At 39.3% G+C, this 21,652-nt stretch carries 22 protein-coding genes; 12 read left to right on the top strand and 10 right to left on the bottom strand.

The genetic code is table 11. The annotated features are described in order from the left end of the window. From M3P19_RS16770 to M3P19_RS16740, 7 genes are all read left to right on the top strand, one after another. On the top strand, nucleotides 1-1,489 hold a 1,489-nt coding region (locus tag M3P19_RS16770; RefSeq protein WP_249658854.1), incomplete at its 5' end, for a beta strand repeat-containing protein. A 20-nt stretch (nucleotides 1,490-1,509) separates the two neighbouring features. Continuing rightward, nucleotides 1,510-3,531, top strand: a complete 2,022-nt coding sequence (locus M3P19_RS16765) for an Ig-like domain-containing protein (RefSeq protein ID WP_313791632.1) — start codon at nucleotides 1,510-1,512, stop codon at nucleotides 3,529-3,531. Nucleotides 3,532-3,576: 45 nt separating this feature from the next. Then, nucleotides 3,577-4,488, top strand: coding sequence for a PorP/SprF family type IX secretion system membrane protein (locus tag M3P19_RS16760; RefSeq protein WP_283777971.1), 912 nt, complete (start codon nucleotides 3,577-3,579; stop codon nucleotides 4,486-4,488). A 73-nt stretch (nucleotides 4,489-4,561) separates the two neighbouring features. Next, the gene (gene idi, locus M3P19_RS16755; RefSeq protein WP_249658853.1) at nucleotides 4,562-5,098 is read left to right on the top strand and encodes an isopentenyl-diphosphate Delta-isomerase; all 537 of its coding nucleotides are present in this window, start codon (nucleotides 4,562-4,564) and stop codon (nucleotides 5,096-5,098) included. Then, on the top strand, nucleotides 5,088-5,495 hold the full coding sequence (locus M3P19_RS16750) for a 6-pyruvoyl trahydropterin synthase family protein (protein WP_249658852.1): 408 nt from the start codon (nucleotides 5,088-5,090) through the stop codon (nucleotides 5,493-5,495). Before idi ends, M3P19_RS16750 begins: the two co-directional genes overlap by 11 nt. A gap of 1 nt (nucleotide 5,496) precedes the next feature. Further along, complete coding sequence (locus tag M3P19_RS16745; RefSeq protein ID WP_249658851.1) at nucleotides 5,497-6,465, top strand: type I phosphomannose isomerase catalytic subunit; 969 nt, start codon at nucleotides 5,497-5,499, stop codon at nucleotides 6,463-6,465. A 26-nt stretch (nucleotides 6,466-6,491) separates the two neighbouring features. Further along, nucleotides 6,492-6,764: a hypothetical protein gene (locus M3P19_RS16740; protein WP_249658850.1), complete on the top strand. Its 273-nt coding sequence runs from the start codon at nucleotides 6,492-6,494 to the stop codon at nucleotides 6,762-6,764. 8 nt (nucleotides 6,765-6,772) lie between these two features. Here M3P19_RS16740 and M3P19_RS16735 read toward each other — a convergent pair whose 3' ends face one another. Genes M3P19_RS16735 through M3P19_RS16720 form a run of 4 tightly spaced genes read right to left on the bottom strand, consistent with a single transcriptional unit; the run spans nucleotide 6,773 to nucleotide 11,803 of the window. Then, nucleotides 6,773-7,465, bottom strand: coding sequence for a DUF4369 domain-containing protein (locus M3P19_RS16735; RefSeq protein WP_249658849.1), 693 nt, complete (start codon nucleotides 7,463-7,465; stop codon nucleotides 6,773-6,775). 44 nt (nucleotides 7,466-7,509) lie between these two features. After that, nucleotides 7,510-8,772 (bottom strand): DUF819 family protein, encoded by a 1,263-nt coding sequence (locus tag M3P19_RS16730; RefSeq protein ID WP_249658848.1) that lies wholly within the window; start codon nucleotides 8,770-8,772, stop codon nucleotides 7,510-7,512. A gap of 33 nt (nucleotides 8,773-8,805) precedes the next feature. Further along, complete coding sequence (locus M3P19_RS16725; protein ID WP_249658847.1) at nucleotides 8,806-9,603, bottom strand: Cof-type HAD-IIB family hydrolase; 798 nt, start codon at nucleotides 9,601-9,603, stop codon at nucleotides 8,806-8,808. A 1-nt stretch (nucleotide 9,604) separates the two neighbouring features. After that, a complete protein-coding gene (locus tag M3P19_RS16720; protein WP_249658846.1) occupies nucleotides 9,605-11,803 on the bottom strand; it encodes a DUF5916 domain-containing protein in 2,199 nt (732 codons plus the stop codon). Nucleotides 11,804-11,967: 164 nt separating this feature from the next. Between M3P19_RS16720 and M3P19_RS16715 the strand changes: the two genes are divergently transcribed. Further along, nucleotides 11,968-12,738: a S1/P1 nuclease gene (locus M3P19_RS16715; protein ID WP_249658845.1), complete on the top strand. Its 771-nt coding sequence runs from the start codon at nucleotides 11,968-11,970 to the stop codon at nucleotides 12,736-12,738. Here M3P19_RS16715 and M3P19_RS16710 read toward each other — a convergent pair. Both M3P19_RS16710 and M3P19_RS16705 read right to left on the bottom strand, forming a co-directional pair. Continuing rightward, on the bottom strand, nucleotides 12,731-13,327 hold the full coding sequence (locus M3P19_RS16710; protein ID WP_249658844.1) for an alpha-ketoglutarate-dependent dioxygenase AlkB family protein: 597 nt from the start codon (nucleotides 13,325-13,327) through the stop codon (nucleotides 12,731-12,733). The two genes, M3P19_RS16715 and M3P19_RS16710, sit on opposite strands and share 8 nt — an antisense overlap. 1 nt (nucleotide 13,328) lies before the next feature. Continuing rightward, nucleotides 13,329-14,204, bottom strand: a complete 876-nt coding sequence (locus M3P19_RS16705; RefSeq protein WP_249658843.1) for an AraC family transcriptional regulator — start codon at nucleotides 14,202-14,204, stop codon at nucleotides 13,329-13,331. 203 nt (nucleotides 14,205-14,407) lie between these two features. Here M3P19_RS16705 and M3P19_RS16700 point away from each other — a divergent pair, with 203 nt between their 5' ends. Then, nucleotides 14,408-14,758, top strand: coding sequence for a hypothetical protein (locus tag M3P19_RS16700; protein WP_249658842.1), 351 nt, complete (start codon nucleotides 14,408-14,410; stop codon nucleotides 14,756-14,758). Between the two features lie 339 nt (nucleotides 14,759-15,097). Here M3P19_RS16700 and M3P19_RS16695 read toward each other — a convergent pair whose 3' ends face one another. From M3P19_RS16695 to M3P19_RS16685, 3 genes are all read right to left on the bottom strand, one after another. Further along, nucleotides 15,098-16,255 carry an Omp28-related outer membrane protein gene (locus M3P19_RS16695; RefSeq protein ID WP_249658841.1) on the bottom strand — a complete coding sequence of 386 codons (1,158 nt, stop codon included), beginning with the start codon at nucleotides 16,253-16,255 and terminating at the stop codon, nucleotides 15,098-15,100. 279 nt (nucleotides 16,256-16,534) lie between these two features. Beyond that, on the bottom strand, nucleotides 16,535-17,173 hold the full coding sequence (locus M3P19_RS16690; protein WP_249658840.1) for an MOSC domain-containing protein: 639 nt from the start codon (nucleotides 17,171-17,173) through the stop codon (nucleotides 16,535-16,537). Nucleotides 17,174-17,234: 61 nt separating this feature from the next. Continuing rightward, on the bottom strand, nucleotides 17,235-17,588 hold the full coding sequence (locus M3P19_RS16685) for a DUF6249 domain-containing protein (RefSeq protein WP_249658839.1): 354 nt from the start codon (nucleotides 17,586-17,588) through the stop codon (nucleotides 17,235-17,237). A 136-nt stretch (nucleotides 17,589-17,724) separates the two neighbouring features. On the opposite strand from M3P19_RS16685, the gene M3P19_RS16680 reads away from it, so the two are divergent. Both M3P19_RS16680 and M3P19_RS16675 read left to right on the top strand, forming a co-directional pair. Then, nucleotides 17,725-18,309 carry an RNA polymerase sigma factor gene (locus M3P19_RS16680; RefSeq protein WP_249658838.1) on the top strand — a complete coding sequence of 195 codons (585 nt, stop codon included), beginning with the start codon at nucleotides 17,725-17,727 and terminating at the stop codon, nucleotides 18,307-18,309. Then, nucleotides 18,296-18,694 (top strand): hypothetical protein, encoded by a 399-nt coding sequence (locus M3P19_RS16675; protein WP_249658837.1) that lies wholly within the window; start codon nucleotides 18,296-18,298, stop codon nucleotides 18,692-18,694. The genes M3P19_RS16680 and M3P19_RS16675 overlap by 14 nt, the downstream gene beginning before the upstream one ends. A 76-nt stretch (nucleotides 18,695-18,770) precedes the next feature. On the opposite strand, the gene htpG is transcribed toward M3P19_RS16675, so the two are convergent. Continuing rightward, complete coding sequence (gene htpG / locus M3P19_RS16670) at nucleotides 18,771-20,657, bottom strand: molecular chaperone HtpG (RefSeq protein ID WP_249658836.1); 1,887 nt, start codon at nucleotides 20,655-20,657, stop codon at nucleotides 18,771-18,773. 333 nt (nucleotides 20,658-20,990) lie between these two features. Here htpG and M3P19_RS16665 point away from each other — a divergent pair, with 333 nt between their 5' ends. Beyond that, complete coding sequence (locus tag M3P19_RS16665) at nucleotides 20,991-21,647, top strand: TetR family transcriptional regulator C-terminal domain-containing protein (RefSeq protein ID WP_249658835.1); 657 nt, start codon at nucleotides 20,991-20,993, stop codon at nucleotides 21,645-21,647. Nucleotides 21,648-21,652: the final 5 nt, after the last annotated feature.

Raw genomic sequence — 21,652 nt, 5'->3', positions numbered from 1 at the left:
TATCGCTGACGGAAATACAGTTGACATTAGCTCCATTGATACAGATGACCAGACCTTGAGTTTGACTGGTAACACATTGGCTATTGCTGATGGTAACTCGGTAGACATTAGCTCCATTGATACAGATGATCAAACATTAAGCTTATCTGGTACAGATTTGAGCATTGCAGATGGAAATACAATAGACATCAGTTCCATTGATACGGACACGGATGACCAGACCTTGAGTTTGACTGGAAACACATTGGCTATTGCGGATGGCAACTCCGTTGACTTGAGCGGTTATGTAAATACAGATGCCCAGACTTTGTCCTTGAGCGGAAATGACTTGAGCATTAGTGGCGGAAACACGATTGACATAAGTTCAATTGACACCGATACGGATGACCAGACCTTAAGTCTATCTGGAACCGATTTGAGTATCGCTGACGGAAATACAGTAGACATTAGCTCCATTGATACAGATGATCAGACCTTGAGTTTGACTGGAAATACGTTGGCGATCGCAGATGGCAACTCCGTTGACTTGAGCGGTTACGTAAATACGGATGCTCAGACTTTGTCCTTGAGCGGCAATGACTTGAGCATTAGTGGTGGAAACACAATTGATATAAGTAGCATTGACACGGATACAGATGATCAAACCTTGAGTTTATCTGGTACTGACTTGAGCATAGCGGATGGGAATACAATTGATATCAGTTCAATAGATACTGATACTGACGATCAGACCCTAAGCCTATCCGGTACGGATTTGAGCATTGCCGACGGAAATACTGTAGATATTTCAAGTATTAATACTGATGGTCAAACATTGGGACTTAGTGGCACTAATCTCTCAATTAGTGGTGGAAATACCATAGATATCGGTTCAATCGATACAGATACAGACGATCAGACTTTAAGCCTTTCAGGAACGGATTTGAGCATTGCCGATGGAAATACAATTGATATTAGTTCCATTGATACGGATACAGATGATCAAACTTTGAGTTTGTCTGGCACAGATTTAAGTATAGCTGATGGGAATACCGTTGATATCAGTTCCATCAACACTGATAATCAGGATGCAAGTGAAGTGAATTTAGTGACCGCGGTAGATATGGATGAAGCTGGCGAGGTTTCACCAACCAATGAAACTACGGTTGAAGAGGCCTTACAAGCCATTGCTCCGATTACGTCAAAAGCGGCTAGGATTTTCTATCCGCCGTCCATTGCTGTACCTGCCTCTTCGGTAGGCCCGGGTACGCCAATCGATTTGCATGCGCAATATGTGGCACAATTCGGTAGTCCGGCAGTAAAGAGTCCTTCGGCGCCAAATGCAATTCCAACGTATACAGCCACAGAGCTTCATTACTATATCACATATTATGATACATCGGTCTTTTCAGGTGTTTCCGTTAGTGACAGTGGAGTAATGTCATTTACCGTGGATGCGGTTCCAACAGGATACAATTCTTTGATTAATGTGGTATTTGTGGTAAAGTAATTTAAAGACGGAATAGGATTTTGAAATTTCAGACCATACATAAGTCTTTATTTTTTGTACTGTTCATAGCACTATTGGGCGTACAAACAGTGAATGCACAATTCCTTTTGCAAGCTCCTAACAGTGGGGATGAAACCAACTTTCAGTGGTATGAAGCTTCTGACCTTGGAACAGTTCTGGGAACGGATTTTTTCTACGAAGCAACCCAACCTGGAGTTTATTTTGCAACCTATGATGGTACACTTTGTGGTTCCAATGCAACAGGGTACTTTATTTTAACAGATTGTGCTGCCCCGGATAATCAAGTTACCTTGAACATAGCAGCAAGCATTCCTTCTGGCGCAACGGTAAGTTGGAATCCTGTTTTACCAGGTGATCAAACCCAACCAACGGTGACCAGTACACAAACTGTGGAACGTTATGTTGCCACTATTACAAAAGCAGGGAATTCAAGTACTTTGCCAAGATTCACGGTTGTTTGTATGAGTCAATCAGGAACATTGGTTGATGATTTAGTAACGGTGGATGAGGACGATTCCATAGTTGTGGATGTCTTTGCAAATGATTCCGATTTACCTACAAATGGTCTATTAACGGCAACAGATCCTGCCAATGGTACGGTCAATATAAATGACAATGGTACGGCAAATGATCCAACAGACGATATCGTAACCTATACCCCTGACCCTGATTATAATGGTCCAGATAGTTTTGATTATACGATTTGCAATCCATTCGGATCATGCAGTATGGCAACCGTAACAGTGGACGTCCTCCCAATTGTGGATGCTTTTGATGATTCTGTAGTTACAGACCAAGATGTTACAGTGACTGTAGATATGCTTGCAAATGATAATGACTTGCCTAGTGTTGGTTCTATTACTACAACAACACCTTCCAATGGGTCAATTGTTTTAAATGATGGAGGTACACCGGCTAACCCATCTGATGATACCATAACGTACACCCCTAACTTGGGTTATTTAGGAACCGACTCCTTGGATTATACCATATGTGATGGTAGCGGAAATTGCAGTACAGCAACAATAACCATTATGGTTAATGTACCGGTAATTGATTTAGATAGCGATGATGATGGTATTGTAGATGCTTTTGAAGATCTGAATACCGATGGAGACAATGACCCGGCGACAGACCCAACGGATACTGATGTAGATGGCATTCCAGATTACTTGGATATTGATAGTGACAATGATGGTATTCCAGATAATATTGAAGCACAACCTACAATAGGTTATATAGCTCCTAGTTTGACGGATGTAAATGGAAATGGACTTGATGATGCTTTTGAAAATGCGGGCAATGTTGGTTTAATACCCGTGGATTCCGAAGGTGATGGTATTCCTGACTATGTTGATGAGGATAGTGACGACGATAATGTTCCAGATATTATTGAAGGTAATGACCGTGATCAAGATGGAATATTGGATAACGCCTTAACTGGATCTGATAAGGATAATGATGGACTGGATGATGCCTTTGAGGGCGGAACGGCAATTGACATTGATGTTAATGACGAAATAAATGATCCAACTACGGATCTAATGGATACGGATACCGATGGCGAAGCGGATTATAGGGATACCGACGACGATGACGATGGTATTGAAACTATTGATGAAGATTTAGATCTAGACGGTAATTATGCCAACGACGATTCCGATTCAGATGGTACTCCAAACTATTTGGATTCAGACTTAGGTCCAACGCAAGTTGATGCCATAGACGTTATAAACGTTATAACACCTAATGGAGATGGAATTCACGACGTTTTCACAATAAACAATTTAGAAGATTATCCAAACAACACAGTAAAGATTTATAACAGATGGGGTGTGCAGGTCTACGCAACCAAGTCATACAACACCACCGGAAATGTGTTTGATGGCACATCCGAAGGTCGGGTAACCGTGAACAAGGACAACAAACTTCCTGTTGGTACGTATTTCTATATAATAGATTACCAAGATCCATCAGGTAACATGAATCAGCTGTCTGGCTACCTATACATTAACCGATAAAGAATTTAAACTGTGGTAAAGCTTTTAAGAAAGAAAACTCAATGGTTGCAATTTTTGGTTGTATTATGTCTGGGTAGTGTTATGCAAGCCCAGCAAGATGCACAATACACGCAGTACATGTATAACACGGTAAGTGTTAATCCTGGATATGCTGGATCTAGAGGCCATATGAGCATTGCAGCCTTATATAGAAATCAATGGTTGGGATTAGATGGCGCTCCAGAGACCCAAAGCTTGAATATCCATACTCCACTTGGTTACAGAGGTGTTGGCTTGGGTTTTTCGGTAGTTAACGATAAAATTGGCCCCACTTCTGAAACCTATTTTGATGTAGATTTCTCGTATACGATTCAAACTTCATTTGACGGTAAACTGAGTTTTGGCCTGAAGGCAAGTGCCCATATGTTGGATATTCGTTATTCTGAGTTGGATGAATTTGAAATTGACCCACAATTACAGGCCCAACAGGACATTAGAAATAAGTTTTCGCCCAATATCGGAGCCGGGGTATATTACCATACGGATAAATTCTACGTCGGGGCTTCGGCACCACGACTTTTGGAAACGACGCATTTTGATGAAGCTTCTGTTTCTACAGCTAAAGAACGTATAAACTGGTATATGATTGCTGGTTATGTTTACGATCTTAACCCATTTTTAAAATTTAAGCCTACAGTACTTGGAAAAATGGTTCAAGGTGCACCTTTGCAAGTAGATCTTTCGGCTAACTTTATGTTGAATGAAAAGTTTGTTGGTGGAATTGCATATCGATGGGACGCTGCATTCAGTGGTATGTTTGGATTTAGGCTTTCCGATGAAATGTTTATTGGATTGGCCTATGACCGTGAAATTACGGATTTAGGTGCCACTACATTTAATGATGGTTCCTTTGAGGTGATTTTCCGCTACGATTTCATCAGAAACATAGGAAACTTGAAATCGCCTCGTTTCTTCTAAGCTGAGTTAATTTTCAATATTTTTTAGAACGCTTGGGAGTGCATTTACCCCCAAAAGGTCATATTTTTACCTCATGAAAGAGGAAAAAGTGATATTGGTCAATGAAAATGACGAACCCATTGGATTGATGCCTAAAATGGAAGCCCATGAAAAGGCGGTCTTACACCGCGCTTTTTCGGTGTTCATTATGAACGAAAAGGGCGAAACAATGCTGCAACAAAGAGCGGCAGACAAATATCATTCGCCACTATTATGGACCAATACCTGCTGTAGTCACCAACGAGACGGAGAATCCAATATTGAAGCCGGAAAACGCAGATTGATGGAGGAAATGGGCTTTACCACGGAGCTAAAGGAATTGTTCTCGTTTGTGTATAAAGCCCCATTCGATAATGGCTTAACGGAACATGAGTTGGATCACGTGATGATGGGACACTATGCCCAAGCCCCTAAAATCAACCCAGAGGAGGTAGAGGACTGGAAGTGGATGATGCCAGCGGACATTAAAAATGATATCGCGGTAAACCCAGACAACTATACAGCTTGGTTCAAAATAATTTTTGAGCGATTTTACGATTACCTGGTTAAAACGGAAAACCATGAAAGTTAAGGCAAGTAGAAAAGCCAGTTTCAATGCTGCCCATCGATTGTATAGACCGGACTGGAGCGATGAAAAGAATAACGCTGTATTTGGGAAGTGCAACAATCCAAGATATCATGGCCATAACTATGAATTGATTGTCAGCGTTATTGGCGAAATAGATCAAGAGACGGGTTTTGTAATTGATTTGAAAATCTTGAAAGAACTCATTAAGGAGCATGTTGAAGAAGCGCTAGACCATAAGAATTTGAATTTAGATGTACCTGAATTCAAAAAACATAATCCCACTGCAGAAAATATAGCCGTGGTCATTTGGAATAAACTACGGCCACACATAAATAAGAACAAGGACTTAGAAGTGGTGTTGTACGAGACCCCTCGAAATTTTGTAACATATTCTGGATAACATGAACCTATACCCCTTAAAATTTACCCCTATCCTCAAAGAACGATTATGGGGCGGAACCAAATTAAAAAATGTACTTAACAAGAATATTGAAAGTGACATCACAGGCGAAAGTTGGGAACTTTCCGGTGTGGAGGGTGATATATCCGAAGTGGCCAATGGGCCATTAAAGGGCACTTCCCTCAACCAATTGATTTCGGAAAACAGTGAAAACCTGCTAGGGAAAAGTGTGGTTGATAGATTCGGAAACGACTTTCCCATTCTAATTAAGTTCATTGATGCCAAACAAGATTTATCCATTCAACTACATCCCAATGATGAACTGGCCAAGGAAAGACATAATTCCTTTGGTAAAACTGAAATGTGGTACGTAATGGATGCAGACCCAGGTGCCAAATTAATCGTGGGCTTCAATAGGGATGTAGAAAAATCCGAGTATGTTAAAAGCCTAGAAGAGGGTACTTTGGAAAGTCTTATGAACTATGAAGAAGTCACTGAGGGAGACACTTTTTTTATCAACACTGGTAAAATCCATGCTATTGGAGCAGGTGTACTGCTGGCTGAAATTCAGCAGACTTCGGATGTCACATATCGAGTATTTGATTTTAATCGAAGGGATAAAGAAGGAAATCTTAGGGAATTGCATACCGAACTGGCCTTGGATGCTATGGATTACACTAAAAAGGATGATTTTAAGGTTGCTTACGGTGCAGAAAAGGACACTGTGAATGAAATGGTGGAAAGCCCCTATTTTAAAACCAATTTCATCGCGTTGTCACAACCTTTAAAAAGAGATATATCCGCTATTGATTCATTTATCATTTACATGTGTGTTGGCGGACAAGCAAGCTTATCCAATGAATCAGGAGATGTAATGATCAGTAAGGGAGAAACAGTTTTAATACCAGCGTCAAGTAATGAAGTTTCAATAGATACAGACGGCGCGAAACTTTTAGAAGTTACCATTTAATAGTACATTTAAAAAAAATACCACATATGGCAAGCATTCGCGATTTAAAGAAAGATGTCAATTTTGTTTTGGGTGATATCATTGAAGCAGTCTATTTATGGGAGGCAGGTTCAAACAATAAAGACTCTGAAGAAGGGACTGTTATCATAGACAAAGCAATCAATGTTTTTGACGAACTTATGGCCAAAATCCATCAAAAGGATGTGGATAACAGAAAAGCGCATTTCAGGGAAATTCGGAACCTTTTGGAAGAAAAGGCTACTGGACTAGTTGAAGATTTGAACAAATTAGCCAGCTAAAGGCCAACTTACTTATTTAGATAGGCCTTTAGGTCTTTGCCGTATTTGGAAGCGGCAACCTCTGGACTTAAGTTGTTATAAATGGAGTCTAGGAATGTTGGATTGATTACCTCTGCCACACTTAACACCAAATAAGGTGTTGCATAGGATGCGGAATTTGCAAGTCCGTAATTGATAGCATATCTATAGCTGCCAATTCCATTATGGTTGATTAACTTCTTTATGGAATCGAAAACTACCGAATCCGCTTGTATCTCTGGTTGAGTGGATAAACCTACAAGTTCCAATTCCCGAATATTGAATTTGGACATCATGTCATTGAACTCGGTCATGGCAATATGACTTTCTGAACCACTTATTGTAGGATCTAAAGCAAATGTATTCCAAGCCGTATTAATGGTGATTTCTCCAGCTTCTCCAAAAAAGGTTATGCGATCATTTACATCATTATTGTCAGCTTTGTCCAAATAGAGGTAGAAAATTTCTGGTTCAGGAACTTCTTGAGCGAACTCAAAATTCCCGTTTCCTTGAATTTGAATGGAGTCCAAGATGACCAAAGTAGAATCCTTGAACTGCTGTAGATAAAGCGTTCCCTTCTTTAAACCCTTTACATTTCCGGAAACTGTCATTGTATTTTCCGTCTTGCTGTTACAGGATCCAAGAATAACAAGAATAACCAATGCTGATAAAAACCGCTTCATAGTAAAATTTTTGCGTGGCAAATATGCACAAACTTATGGAATAATTAAACCTTGGAGGCAACTTCCATGAGGATGGCACATAAATAAGCACCTGCTGTTCCCACCACATATCCAAAAACTGCTAGAAGAATACCAACAGATGTCAATGAGGGATGGAATTCAGCAGCGACCACGGGTGCAGATGCTGCTCCACCCACATTTGCTTGACTACCAACCGCTAAGAAAAAGTACGGTGCCTTTATCAATTTGGCTACCAAAATAAGCAGTCCGGCGTGTATTGTAATCCAAACTAGACCAATTGCAATCAAACCAGGGTTTTCCATTACTCGGCCCAAGTCCATTTTCATGCCAATTGTTGCAACCAAAATATAAATGAACATTCCTCCAATCTTGCTTGCACCGGCTCCTTCATAATTTTTGGCTTTCGTGAATGACAATCCAATTCCAATTGCTGTAGCAAAAACTACCATCCAAAGAAATTTGGACCCTAAGGAAGAAAGAATCTTCTCTTTATTCCTGATTACTTCAAAATTGTTTTCCAATAATTCCGCAAAGTGATTCCCTAAAAAGTGGGCTATTCCAACACCCGCAAAAGCGTAGAGTAGCATCATCATAAAATCGTGTAAGGACGTGACCCGCGCAATCTTAGCGGTATAATCGGAAACCTTGACTTTCAATTCTTCAATGGATGAGGTGTCTGCTTTTAGCCATTTATCAATGGTTTTGGTCTTACCAATGCCCAATAATAATATGGCCATCCAGATGTTTGCTACAACAATATCAACCAATACCATACCACCATATTTATCTTGATTGTATTGGAAAACTTCCAACATGGCTGCCTGATTGGCACCTCCACCTATCCAGCTACCTGCTATGGTAGCCAATCCTCTCCAAACAGCATCAAAGTCATTACCACCGACACTTTCTGGAGAAAATATGGAGACAATCAAAATTGCGATGGGGCCTCCAATCACAATCCCGGCTGTTCCAGTTAAAAACATGATGAGCGCTTTGGAGCCTAGGTTCGCAATTGCCTTCAAATCTATGCTCAATGTCATCAGAATAAGTGCTGCGGGTAACAGGTAACGACTAGCTACGTAATAGGTGTTGGAGGATTTTTCGTCAATGATACCTGAACTGGCTAAAATAGCTGGTAGTAAATAACACATGAGGACCGTAGGCACAATGCCGTAAAACTTTTTCCAAAAACCAGTTTTGATGGAAGAAGTATAAAAAACAAAGCCGAGACAAAGACAAAGAAGACCGAAGATAACTGTGTCTTCAGTAAAAGGAAGTTGGTTCATAAAATTTGACTAGTAGTCCCAAATATAGGAAAATCACAAATGTGTCTTGATAAACTGGGCGACGCCATCTTCCGTATTTGCCGAAGTAACAAAATTTGATGCCTTTTTAGCTGCCTCCCTTGCATTCGCAACGGCAACACCACAACCAACATTTTGCAACATTTCAACATCATTGAAATTGTCGCCAAAGGCCAGGACATCGTCAAGAGATTCTTCGTCTTTTAGCAAGGATTTAATGGCCTGTAACTTAGAAACGGACTTCGGAGCAATTTCAATCAAAGTATCATTGGAGCGATAACAATTGAGGGCTTCCTTGAATCGGGATTCCAAAATGGGTGCTACATCATCCATGGCTGCTTTGGTGCCCATCAGCATTATTTTATGCGGTCCAATGCCGTCCAATTCCCAGCGATTCAAAGTATCTTCTGTTTTTTCAAATCTTGGTTGGGCCTTGGTGTTGAATATTTCCTTCTCAACGCGTTCTGAAGAAGCACTTACGCACCAATCATTGCCATGGTACAGTCCAATACGGATGCCTCTATTTTGGCAATGATTCCATAGTATTTTGGTATTGGCTACAGAAATCATGGTATTGACCAAAGTGGTGTTCTGATGTATTACAAGTGCGCCATTAAAACAAACCATCGGATTTTGCTCAATACCCAATCGGGCTTGTAAATAAGTCATGGACTGTGGCATCCTGGCCGATACCAAAATTACCTTCATCCGGTTTTTAATCCTATTGATTTCAGCTACAGTGAAATCAGAAACGTCGTTCTTGGTTGTCAGTAGGGTGCCATCCAAGTCAGAACATAGAATTTTAAATTTCATGCTAGATATTGAGCCAATAGGTAAGCTTCAAATTTATGGACCTATTTCTGGGCATAAAAGTATTCACAAAATAGTTGTCATTATACACCAGGAATAAATCGGAAAGTGGAGCAAATCGCCATTGCAGACGCGAGTTTATCCCCATATTATCGCGTTGGTTACTGTATTGCACCAAAGTAGACCAAAATATGGATTTGCTAAAAGTTATATCCACTCTGGGAGCCACCAACCAAATATCAGCCCTTGAATGAGGCGTAGGTAACTCAATATGATCATAGGCCAAATTCATAGAGAGATTTAACTTGGGTTGAAATCTAACCGTCATATCCGCTTCCAAGGAAAAACGGTTACCGTTAAAAAACTCCCCGTATGTGGGGTTGGCACTAAATGAAAATGTTTTTCGTCGGTCAGATTGATATTGCAATGCGACCGCTGTAAAATAGTATCCTGTATCCGCCGGTAGTGGAACTGCATTGTCCTTACCTGTTGGGTCAAATTCATCGGTTAAAAAGATGAATCGATGCTGCAATTCGGCACTAATTTCAGATAGGTTATTGAAACGCCCTTCCCAACTAAGATTGTAGAAATAGTCGGTTTGTTTGTAGTCTAAATTTGGTCGCCATGTATTAATGGCGAATAACTGAAATGTGTGATTATTGATAAGTCCTCCTTTGGGCCAAAAATTCTTGTTAAAGCTTGTTGCAACTTTGAAGATGTCCTTTCTAGGAATAAAACCTAGATCGGAATCAAAGTCCTCGTCAATATATACGGCATCAATAAAACCGCCATAATTCTTACCGTTGTAGTTGCCAAATGCTCCAAATGAGTAATTTCCTTCACTGTCATCGGGCTGAAACGACTTATGACCGTATACTTTACCGGTCCACAGGTTATCGCTGGAAGCAAGGTTGAAATCCATACCTACCACGCGATTATACTCTTCACTTTCTTCAATAAAATCCGGGGCATCAAAAGTTTGCCTGTTGATGAAGAACATCCCAATGTTGGAGCGCGAAAATACCTTTTGTTGCAGCGCGACCATCATATTATTATTCGAAGCGATTTCATTGGCTTCATCTTCTTCAGTTTGAATATTTAGGAATCCAAGACGAAGATTATTATTCAGTTTTCCGCTTAAACGAACCCCTCCAATAATTCTATTTTGAATGGTATTGTCCTCGGCATCCGTAGCAATACCTATTCTTCTAGAAAAGAATGGGTTGGCATCGCGTCCGCCGCCAAAACTTGCAAAAAGGTCATTGTTATCAATAAAAAACTGGCGCCGTTCTGGGAGTGATATTTCGAATCGGGTAAGATTCGTGATGAAATTGTCCACTTCCACCTGTGAGAAATCAGGATTCAGGGTTATATCCAGGTTCATGCCATTGCCAATTGCTATTTTGGCATCTCCACCAACCTTAAAATCATTGGCATTTTCATCGATTTCAAAATCTTTTCCGGCAATTCCGTTGATATAAGGTATTATAGCAAACGGTGTCCTTGACTTGCCTAAAGGTTTTTCAAAATGCATATCGCCCATAAAGGCCAGATTGAACACCAACTGATTTTGCGGAATTACCGTCCAGTTGCTACGCTCATTTCCTTGCATATCAAAACGGTAACTGTTGAAACGCCATTTGGTTTCACCTTCCCTAAATTTAAAGGAGGTAAGCGGTATGGCCATTTCCGAGGTGTAATACGTATCGTAAATTTTAGATTCCCCTCTCCATTTAACATCCCATGAAGTGGTAAATCCCCTAAGATCGTTGCCACCCCCAGATATGAGTGCCTCCCTGCGTACTCCAAGTGGGTTGATACCAAACAAAAAGGCGTTGGTTCCATCGTTAAAAGTGTCAAATAGCAGTGTGATGTTGTCTCCGTTACCTGCTCTATAATCTCTTCTAAGTGATGGCGTAATGTATTCATCCCCACCTGCTTCTTGTCGAATACCGATATACAAAGTGGTATCATCAAAGAGCATTTTAATTTCCGTTTTCTGCTTGGCTAATGTAGAGTCTGATGGAAAGTACTGTTGGAAATCACGGGCACTATCGGCTGTTTCCCAAATTCCTTCATCCAAAACCCCATCAATGGTAATGGGTTCCGATATGTATTTTACAGTAAACCTCTTGTCTTCGTTTTGTGCGGCTAGTAACAAAGGCAACAACCCAAGGGCAATTGCCAAGCGAAGTTTTAACATAGGGACTTTTGAGTTAGATCGACAAATTTAAGGGCAAGTTTCGTTAAAAAAATCCCAAAAATTACAAACGTCAATTAAGACATGACAAACGACATAATTAAAAATATCAACGCACATGATTGCAATTTTCCAGCTTAGTTTTACATTTGGGAAAATCATCAATCATGAAGAAAATCACTCTACTTTTTATCCTTGCACCAATGTTGTTTTTTGGTAACACTTTTTGGGGAAAAACCGGGCATCGGGTAACAGGTCATATTGCGCAGAGTCATTTAACAGGCAAAGCAAAAAGAGCTATCAAGGATTTATTGGATGGACATAGTTTAGCCTATGTTTCCACTTTTGCTGATGAAATCAAGGCAGATCGTCAATATTCTAGGTTTTTTCCATGGCATTATGTGAATTTTCCGTTGGGCATGCGTTACGAGGATGCTGTAAAAAGTGATCGTGGTGATTTGATAACCGCGATTAAAGAATGCTCGAGAATAGTAAAAGATGAAAATAGGAGCAGGGAAGACCGCGTTTTTTATTTAAAGCTATTGGTGCATTTCGTGGGTGACCTTCATCAGCCGTTGCACGTCAGTCGAGCAGAAGACAAAGGCGGTAATGATATTCAGGTACAATGGTTTGGAGTAGGTACCAATTTACATAGGGTCTGGGATACAAATTTGATTGATTCCTATGGGATGACATATACGGAATTAGGCAATGAATTGGTTGACGTATCACGTAAAGAACGGAAAGAAATCCAAGAGGGAACAATATATGATTGGGTCAATGAATCGCATGAGATTTGTGCAACGCTATATGATTCCGTCGAAATTGGTGAAAAGCTCAGCTACCAATACGGTTATAAATACAATACTGTTCTTTTTCAGCAACTGCAGCGAGGAGGCTTGCGGTTGGCAAAGGTTCTGAACGAATTGTTTAAATAATTACCCGAAATGTGAGGTTGATCCGACCTCCAATTTTTTTGGAAGTTTTAGGGACTTGGTGTTGCCAATTATGTTGCGTAGCACCTTGCATCAGCAATAAGCTTCCGTGTTCTAGAAGTAACTTATGTTTTAAGGTTTTGTCGGTTTTATGACGCAGATTAAAAAAGCGTTCCGCACCCAAGCTGACGGAGGCTATTATTGGATTTTCACCTAATTCTTTTTCATCGTCTGAATGCCATCCATTACTGTCCTTACCGTTACGATAGTAATTTAAAAGACAGCTTGTAAAAGTGGTTTGGCATGCACGTTCAACGGCTTGTTTTAGTTGTTTCAATTCCACTGAAAATGCATGAGGATTCATGGTAATTCCGGAATAGGAATAACTATTCTGGTTGTTGGCATATAGCGCTGTTAATCTTGGTTGGGGGTGTGTTTTGCCAAACAAGGTTATTTCGTCTTGTTTCCACGGCGTTTTGGTGCTTAAATGCTCAAATAGGATACTGGCATCATTATCGGTCAGGAAGGAGGGGAAATAGCTTATATCGGCCCCAGGTAAATCAAGTTTTATGGGTTCATGGAATAATCCCATCCTATTTTAATACGGTTTTTAACTGATTTCTGTACTCTGATGGGTTCTGTCCAGTGAAGGCCTTGAACGACTTATTGAAATGGGAAAAATTATTGAAACCACTATCATAACATACTTGCGTGATACTAATGGGCTGTTCGGCCAAAAGTTTGGAGGCATGTACTAACCGATATTCATTGACGAACTGGGTGAAGGTTTTGTTGGTTATCTTTTTGAAATACCTACAGAACGATGGTACCGTCATACTCACTAAATCTGCAATTTGATCCAAGCTTATTTCTTCCTTGAAGTTGGCTTTAACATGATTAAAAACCAGATTGATTCTATTGTTGTCTTTAACTTCCGTTTCCATGGAGAACCCCTCGCCATTCAAAACTTTGATTTCTTCAGAAGTAGCCAATTGGTTTAGAATATTAAGAATGGAAAGCAAACGTTGAAAATCGGTTTGATATTCCAAGATTTCCATTTTTTCACCTACTTTGGTCTTAGTTTTACCGGAAAATGCGATTCCTCCCTTGGCAACTTCCAATAGTTTTTGAATGTTTTTCATTTCCGGGATGCTAAAAAAGTCGCTGCCAAGAAAATCAATCTTCATTTGGATAACGGTTTCGCTTTTATTGCCGGTTAACTTATCCGTAAAACCACAGTGAGGTAAATTGGAACCAATAAGTATTAAGTCACCATTTCTGAAATAGGAAACATGACTTCCTATTTGGCGTTTGCCTGATCCACCATTTATATAGACCAATTCCAACTCTGGATGGTAATGCCAACCATTGACCTTTTTTTCAGAAAATTCATTGAATTTCTGATAGGTAAATGAATTTCCAAAACTAGGTTCAATTGCTTCAAATGCAGGCTTATGTGTAATTGCCATCTTCTCTATTTTGCTATTGTAAAATTACAGTGCCTTAAATAGGGTATCTGTGCAAAATTAACCAAAAACTATGCTATTTTACCATTTACAATATTTTAACACTACCCAAAGGGTAATATTGCATAGAAATTGGAAAATCCTGTAGAATTATACAGCAACAACTGAAGCTACTTTTGTACTGTAATTATTAAAAAAACGACGTTATGAAATCAGTTTTGAATTATGTTACAGTAGCGGCTTTCCTATTGGGTACACTAGGACACGCCAATGGACCTGCCAAAAGCGAGGTAGAGAAGAACTTGATCCGAATTGAACTGGATCCTGTATTTGTTAAAAAAGGGGATAAGTTGTTTATGAACTTGTTGAACCTTTCACAGGAAAAAGTGACATTGAAAGTATATGACAGCGAAAATAGAGTCGTATTTATTGAAACCGTTGATGGTAAGCTCGTAGTAGAAAAAGCGTTCAATTTTGAAAGTGCTTTTGAAGATGAGTATACTGTTGTGGTTAAAAATGAGTCAGGTACTTACAGTGAGACTTTCGAGGTCAAATAAAGATTTGTTTAGTTAATTTCAATTGAAGGGAGATCTGTGGTGGGTCTCCTTTTTTTAGTTATAAAAAGACCTGCCGGGAAAGATTCGGCCATTGCACCCGGCAGGAAAAAAAAGAACACTAACTAATTACATCACTTTATTGTAATCTTGGATTGCAATGGTTCTGTTGCACTAAGGCCTAAAATTAAGGTGGTAGCTGGTGTTTTTTTCGCCTGAATGGATGGAACCCTGTTTTGAATTGATGGATGACCTATTTCAGTTGACAGTTGTCATTTTAAAGATAAACTCCCCCCATTGAAGTGGAGGAGTCGTAATTTAGTATATTTTTAAAGCTGCATACTATTCATAATCCTGCGTAGCAACTGAACCATCAGCATTTATGTTTATTTGTTGAGCATTCAAAACATATTTTTGGTCAATGGTCTCACCATTTTTGGCAGCAAAAGCAATAACCCTCAAGTTTTCCTTATTATAACTGGATAAATCGTTGATTTTGAACATTCTTTGGAACTTTCGCTGATTGGCAATTACTTCATTTGGTATTTCCAAACCTTCTAGAGGTGTCAATGCCGCTCTAAAAACATCATCATGAACGTAATCCATTATCAAGGAAAGTTGGTCGTAAAAAGGATGCTGCTGAAAGTTATCACCATATTCATAACTATAGTAATTGTACTGGGCTTCAACTAGACCATCTTCAATGAGGTAAACATGTAGTGCTGTATCTTCTATATCGGCAATAAATCCTACTTCAATAAATACCTCTAACGATTCTTCACCGGTTATTTGTGCGCTTAAAGCAAGGCCAACATCGGGCAATTTTGTAAGCTGCTCCGTTACATTGGATTCCCATTCACCTCGGCCCATGGTATAATCTTCGCTAATTATTGAAGGTTTGCGATTAATCATTCCAGACGGGAACCCACCGACCTCAAATACCTCATCTATATGAGTGTGAAAATCAGTATTCGCGATTGTACTTCCTTCATAAATTGAGGAAACAATTACCTCGCCCATATTTTCATCTTTAAACTCTGTAACTCTTAAATGGGCATCCACACTCCATCCGTTCCAAGTACCTACAAGGGGCTCAATTAGAACATGCTGGGTAAATTCGCTTGGGACATTTGAAAAATTTCCAGTAAGATTACCGGTATAAGTACATGTGCCATTGTCTGTATTTGCATTAGAATTATAATTGTCAGCATGGACATCGGTACAATTATAAACGCACGATCCATTATCTTCTGTAGCGTTGGCATTGTAATTGTTTGAGGTAGGATTAGTACAACCTTGAACTACCGCAACTGGTAATATACAAGTGCCATCATCCTGCGTAGCATTAGCATTATAGTTGGTGGCATTAGGATTGGTGCATCCTAAAATTTGTTCCGGTTCTGGTTTACTAGGCTCATCTTTGGAGCAGGAGGTAAGATTAAGTGTCAATACCGCCAAGAAGGAAAAAAGAGCATTTTTTTTGATTTTGAATGTTTTCATCGGATAACTAATTGATTCGTTACTAAAATTGAATCAATTTAAATCCGAACATATCTTATTTAGATGCCTAATGGACGTATCCCTGTTTTGAATTGATGGATGACCAGTTTGGGTTGATGTCTGAGTTCAAAAGTTAGCGGAAATCAGAAATCAGAAGTAGGAGGTAAGTAGTCAGGACTCAGAATTCAGAGGTCAGAATTCAGAAGTCGGAGGTCAGAAGTCAGACAACTGAAAACCGAAAACTGATGTCAGATAACTGATGTCGGAATTTAGCAATCATTAATTGGCAATAAACCTTTTTAATTTGGCTCGTTTTCGTTCTGGTAACGCTTCGTTTTCCAAAGCTAATTGTACTGTTTCTGGATCCTTTTTACGTGAATACAGTAAATCATAAAACTGGTGGGTAGTTAGTGAACTTGATGATTCCTCAACCAATTCAAATTCATCTCCGGTATGTACTTCACCAATTTCCAAAACCCTAACATAGGTGCCAGGATATCCATGATCAATGAACTCTTTCAAAATGTTTTGATCCTTAAACCGAATTCCTAATTTGAAACAGGGCTCTCTTGGTTGGGTAACCTGGACCAATGCACTTCCCACTTTATAGATATTGCCTATTTTTAAAGTTTTTTCATCCAGTCCTTCTACGGTAAGATTCTCTCCAAACATACCCCATTCCCATTCCAAATCAGGATATTTAGCTTGCCAATAGGGATATTGTTCTGTTGAAAACAGGTAGCAAGCCTTGAACTCGCCACCATGAACACTTCTATTGCTAACGTTGTCTAGGTTTACAGTTTCTTTATTTAGGAAAATAGGCTCGTTTACAGGGTATTTGTAGATTCCGGTAGTGGTTTGTTCACCATTCCAGGTTATAGGTGTTGGCTTACCGAGGTTAGTTGAGATAATTCGCATAGGATGAAAATAAAAAAACCATCGGGATATCCGATGGTCTTTAACAGAAAGATAGTTTAGGTTATACTTTTTTCTCTAATTTTTTGGTCATCATAAAACCTACCAATAACCCAATGCCGGCCATGGTAAAGATGGTGCCTGGATAAGCTATTTCCTCATCAATACCTAAAGTGTTTTCCATGAACGACCCGATAAAAATGGCCATTCCAATACCGATGAGTAAAACAGCAAAGTTGATCAGCACGATTTTCCATGTGGGAAGGTCATGTTCACTTTTGGCTCGGAAAAAGATATTGGCATCCACACCTTTTTCAATAAGGGCCAACCGTTCTCTATTGCGGGTTGAAAAGTACAAGTAGCAAATGGCGAAAATGACCAGGAAAAAACTGATTGGGATTAAAATTGCTTCTACCATTGTGTTCGTTTTTTAATTGATTAATAAACTCGTTTTGCAGATAAGACGATACGTTTTTGACCTAGGTTACACTCATTGCCATTTTTTTTAATTTTAATGTAACCTGAGGCTCTTAGGCATCGTCTTACCATTACAAATGGAGCAAACCACCGACCAACTGGATATTGAGGCTATCATCAATGGGGATTCCCAGGCCTTTGCCATGTTGGTAGATCAGTATAAAAACTTGGTGTTTACCGTGGCTTTGCGTACACTTAAAAATAGGGAAGAAGCTGAGGAGGTTGCCCAAGATACGTTCATAAAGGTTTTTAAATCCTTGAATGGGTTTAAAGGAGATGCTAAGTTATCATCGTGGATCTATCGGATTGCTTATAATACCTGTTTGGACCGATTAAAAAAGCATAAAAAGGAAATTTATGATTCACCGATTGAGGAAATCAATGAAGTGCAGGTAGCAGATATGCAAAATGCTCTGGATGCCATGATACAAGATGAAAGAAGGAATATGATAAAGAAGTGTATTGCATTGTTATCTCCTGTAGATGCAGCGCTATTGACGCTTTTCTATTTTGAGGAAAACAATCTTAACGAAATGGCCAAAACACTCAATATGTCCGCTAACACGGCTAAGGTGAAGCTTTTTAGGGCAAGAACTAGACTAGGACATATCTTAAAGGAACAATTGAAACCAGAAACAATGAAAAGTTATGGAATCGGATAAAGAATTGGAGAATTTGGTAAAGCAAATGATGGATGAGGTGCCTTTGGAAGCCCCATCATCAAATTTTACGCACTTGGTAATGCAGGAAATCCAACTCCAGAAAAGTAGTGTGCGTTATAAACCGCTGCTTACCAAAACACACTTGATGCTAACCGCAGGAATAATTGCAGTATTGCTCTTATACGGATTTATGGATGGTTCTGGTTCACAATTGACCAGTGGTGCTTATTGGGAATTCCTCATGAATACCCGATCCTGGTTTTCAGACCGAATTCCTGAACTGCAATTTTCAAAGACGCTGAGTTATACCGTGGCTTCAATCGGCATAATGGTATGTTTTCAAGCTCTAATCCTAAAACGATATTTCAACAATCGTTTTGCCTAAACCAAATTAAACGAAAAAGGTGCAGCAAACTTGCATTGATCAAGCTACTGCACCTTTATATTTCGGAAGAACTAACTTATTTGATCATCTCGTAGCTACGCGCTATGAAATTGGTCAATTCCTCCCCTTTTAAAAGTCCTTTGGACAAACGTGCCAAATCCAATGATTGATTGATCAATCTTTCACGTTTCTTAGCGGTCTTGGTATTCAAGATTTCGCCGACCAACTCATGATTGGTATTCACGATAAGATTGTACATTTCTGGCATATTGCCCATACCGAACATTCCACCGCCACCGGTTTGCTGCATCTCCTTCATTCTTCTCATGAATTCTGGTTCAGTTATTATAAAGGGCGAAGCATCACTGTCCATGGCTTCCATTTGAATGGTATATCCTTTTTCCTGGACCACTTTTTCCAAATCCTCCTTCAATCGCTCTTTTTCTTCATCGGAAAGTTTTGATATTGCTGTGTCCTCCTTTTTAATGAGGTTATCTAAATGATCGGCATCTACGCGAGCAAATGAAATGTTTTCCTTGGATGTCTCTAACTTCTGCATCAAATGCGAAACAATAGGAGAATCTAATAAAAGTACCTCAAATCCTTTCGCCTTCGCCGCTTCAATATAGCTGTGCTGGGCCTCCTTGTCCGATGCATAAAGAATGACCAATTTGTCATCTTTATCGGTTTGGTTGTCCTTTATTTTGGTTTCAAGTTCCTCAAAAGTGTAAAAATTTCCATCTACCGTAGGATAGAGCGCGAATTTGTCTGCTTTTTCAAAAAACTTGTCCTCTGAAAGCATACCATATTCGATCACCACTTTTATGTCATTCCATTTTTGCTCAAAATCCTCCCTATTGTTTTTAAACAAGGAGCTGAGTTTGTCCGCTACTTTACGGGTGATATATGAGGATATTTTCTTTACTGCGCCATCGGCCTGTAAATAGGATCGAGATACATTCAACGGAATGTCTGGCGAATCGATGACACCGCGGAGCATTGTAAGGAATTCTGGTACAATTCCTTCTACATTATCGGTGACGAAAACTTGATTCTGGTACAGTTGTATACGATCTTTTTGAATATTAAGGTCGTTGGTCAATTTTGGGAAATAAAGGATTCCTGTCAAATTAAAAGGATAATCCACATTCAAATGAATATTGAACAAGGGCTCTTCAAACTGCATTGGGTACAATTCGCGATAAAACGACTTGTAATCCTCATCTTTTAGATCGCTCGGTTGCTTGGTCCATGCAGGTGTTGGATTGTTGATGATGTCATCAACCTCTTGTGTGGGTGCAGGATCTTCTTCTTTAGCTCCCTCAGGTTTGGGCAGTGTTTCTGTTTTTGTGCCAAATTTAATAGGGATGGGCATGAACTTGTTGTACTTGACCAACAATTCCCTGATTTTACTGTCTTCAAGAAATTCTGTGGAATCTTCTGCAACGTGCAGTATGATTTCCGTGCCACGTTCTTCTTTTTTCGAAGAAGCGAGTGTAAACTCTGGTGAACCATCGCAGGTCCAATGCACTCCTGGTTCATCCTTGAAACTTTTGGTTACGATTTCCACTTTATCAGCGACCATAAAAGCGGAATAAAAGCCTAGGCCAAAATGCCCTATGATTCCTGCATCCTTACCCGCGTCCTTATATTTATCCAAAAACTCTTCCGCACCAGAAAAGGCAACTTCGTTGATATATTTTTTTACCTCGTCCTCGGTCATCCCAATTCCTTGGTCAATAATGTGGATTTTCTTGTTTTCCTTATCAACTTTAACCTCAATCTGCGGATTTCCATATTCCACTTTTGCTTCACCAATAGCGGTCAAATGCTTTAGTTTTAAAGTTGCATCCGTGGCATTGGAAATTAGTTCGCGAAGGAATATTTCGTGATCGCTGTAAAGGAATTTCTTGATTAGGGGAAATATGTTTTCTACTGAAACATTGATTTTGCCTGTAGCCATTTGTTAAATAGTTTTCATTTGCCCATAGATGGGCAAAAAAAATACCATAATTAGAAAGCTGACAAACTGACATTTTTACTAGCAATGACGCTTTAAAACAAACTTTAACATAACTTTGTTTAATCTTTTTTTGAAAAAGATAAACAAAAATGTATATTTGTAGTGTTATGGGGGAAAATTGCTATGATGATTCCATGCTATAACAAGTTTGTTTATTGGTTAGGTTGTTGTAAAACGCGCTATCGGAGGATAGCGCGTTTTCTATAAAAAATTAAGATAGCTTAACTATTTCGCATTTTATTGGGTCGTATTTTTGTATAAACAGTTGACAAAATGGCAAATACATCAAAAACCAAGGTTACAGAAGACACTATTGTTAAATGGTATATGGAAACCGTTCTTGAGCATGAAACCATGCCCAAATCCGTATTCAAGTTTTGCAAGGAAAAGGGGATTGAAGAGGAAGAATTTTACAGTTTCTTTGGCTCTTTTCAAGGCTTACGGGAAGCAATTTGGGAACGATTTTTTGCTAATACACTTCAGGTAATGCATAAAAATAAATCCTTTGGTGACATGTCCAACGAGGATAAAATGCTAACGTTTTTCTTCACACTTTTTGAGGCACTGACATTGAATAGGAGCTATGCGCTTTTTACGCTACAAGATCACCAAAACAGCATGGAAAAGCTAAGTCAGTTGAAAGGTTTACGTAAAAACATAAAAACGTTTGCCTCCGAATTGATTGAAGAAAGAAACGAAACCAAAAACCTTAAAGTGCTAAAGTATAGCCCGCAGCTTTTTTCCGAAGGAGCATGGGTTCAATTTCTGTTTTTACTAAAGTTCTGGATGAATGATTCTTCACCAGATTTTGAGAAGACGGATATCGCTATAGAGAAATCAGTTACCACGATATTTCAAGTTTTGGAGACCACTCCACTGGAAAAGGTCTTGGACCTTGGAAAATTCCTATACAAAGAAAGCTTTGCATAATTGCC

This window comes from Flagellimonas spongiicola, from assembly GCF_023502425.1.
GTDB lineage: Bacteria > Bacteroidota > Bacteroidia > Flavobacteriales > Flavobacteriaceae > Flagellimonas > Flagellimonas spongiicola.
The sequence above is the reverse complement of the archived record's forward strand: the minus strand, read 5'-3'. Positions and strand labels throughout refer to the sequence as shown.

Coding starts and splice junctions, on each gene's coding strand:
- idi (WP_249658853.1), top strand. CDS start 4,562: ATGAAAGAGGAAAAAGTGATATTGGTCAATGAAAATGACGAACCCATT.
- M3P19_RS16750 (WP_249658852.1), top strand. CDS start 5,088: ATGAAAGTTAAGGCAAGTAGAAAAGCCAGTTTCAATGCTGCCCATCGA.
- M3P19_RS16745 (WP_249658851.1), top strand. CDS start 5,497: ATGAACCTATACCCCTTAAAATTTACCCCTATCCTCAAAGAACGATTA.
- M3P19_RS16740 (WP_249658850.1), top strand. CDS start 6,492: ATGGCAAGCATTCGCGATTTAAAGAAAGATGTCAATTTTGTTTTGGGT.
- M3P19_RS16735 (WP_249658849.1), bottom strand. CDS start 7,465: ATGAAGCGGTTTTTATCAGCATTGGTTATTCTTGTTATTCTTGGATCC.
- M3P19_RS16730 (WP_249658848.1), bottom strand. CDS start 8,772: ATGAACCAACTTCCTTTTACTGAAGACACAGTTATCTTCGGTCTTCTT.
- M3P19_RS16725 (WP_249658847.1), bottom strand. CDS start 9,603: ATGAAATTTAAAATTCTATGTTCTGACTTGGATGGCACCCTACTGACA.
- M3P19_RS16720 (WP_249658846.1), bottom strand. CDS start 11,803: ATGTTAAAACTTCGCTTGGCAATTGCCCTTGGGTTGTTGCCTTTGTTA.
- M3P19_RS16715 (WP_249658845.1), top strand. CDS start 11,968: ATGAAGAAAATCACTCTACTTTTTATCCTTGCACCAATGTTGTTTTTT.
- M3P19_RS16710 (WP_249658844.1), bottom strand. CDS start 13,327: ATGGGATTATTCCATGAACCCATAAAACTTGATTTACCTGGGGCCGAT.
- M3P19_RS16705 (WP_249658843.1), bottom strand. CDS start 14,204: ATGGCAATTACACATAAGCCTGCATTTGAAGCAATTGAACCTAGTTTT.
- M3P19_RS16700 (WP_249658842.1), top strand. CDS start 14,408: ATGAAATCAGTTTTGAATTATGTTACAGTAGCGGCTTTCCTATTGGGT.
- M3P19_RS16695 (WP_249658841.1), bottom strand. CDS start 16,255: ATGAAAACATTCAAAATCAAAAAAAATGCTCTTTTTTCCTTCTTGGCG.
- M3P19_RS16690 (WP_249658840.1), bottom strand. CDS start 17,173: ATGCGAATTATCTCAACTAACCTCGGTAAGCCAACACCTATAACCTGG.
- M3P19_RS16685 (WP_249658839.1), bottom strand. CDS start 17,588: ATGGTAGAAGCAATTTTAATCCCAATCAGTTTTTTCCTGGTCATTTTC.
- M3P19_RS16680 (WP_249658838.1), top strand. CDS start 17,725: ATGGAGCAAACCACCGACCAACTGGATATTGAGGCTATCATCAATGGG.
- M3P19_RS16675 (WP_249658837.1), top strand. CDS start 18,296: ATGGAATCGGATAAAGAATTGGAGAATTTGGTAAAGCAAATGATGGAT.
- htpG (WP_249658836.1), bottom strand. CDS start 20,657: ATGGCTACAGGCAAAATCAATGTTTCAGTAGAAAACATATTTCCCCTA.
- M3P19_RS16665 (WP_249658835.1), top strand. CDS start 20,991: ATGGCAAATACATCAAAAACCAAGGTTACAGAAGACACTATTGTTAAA.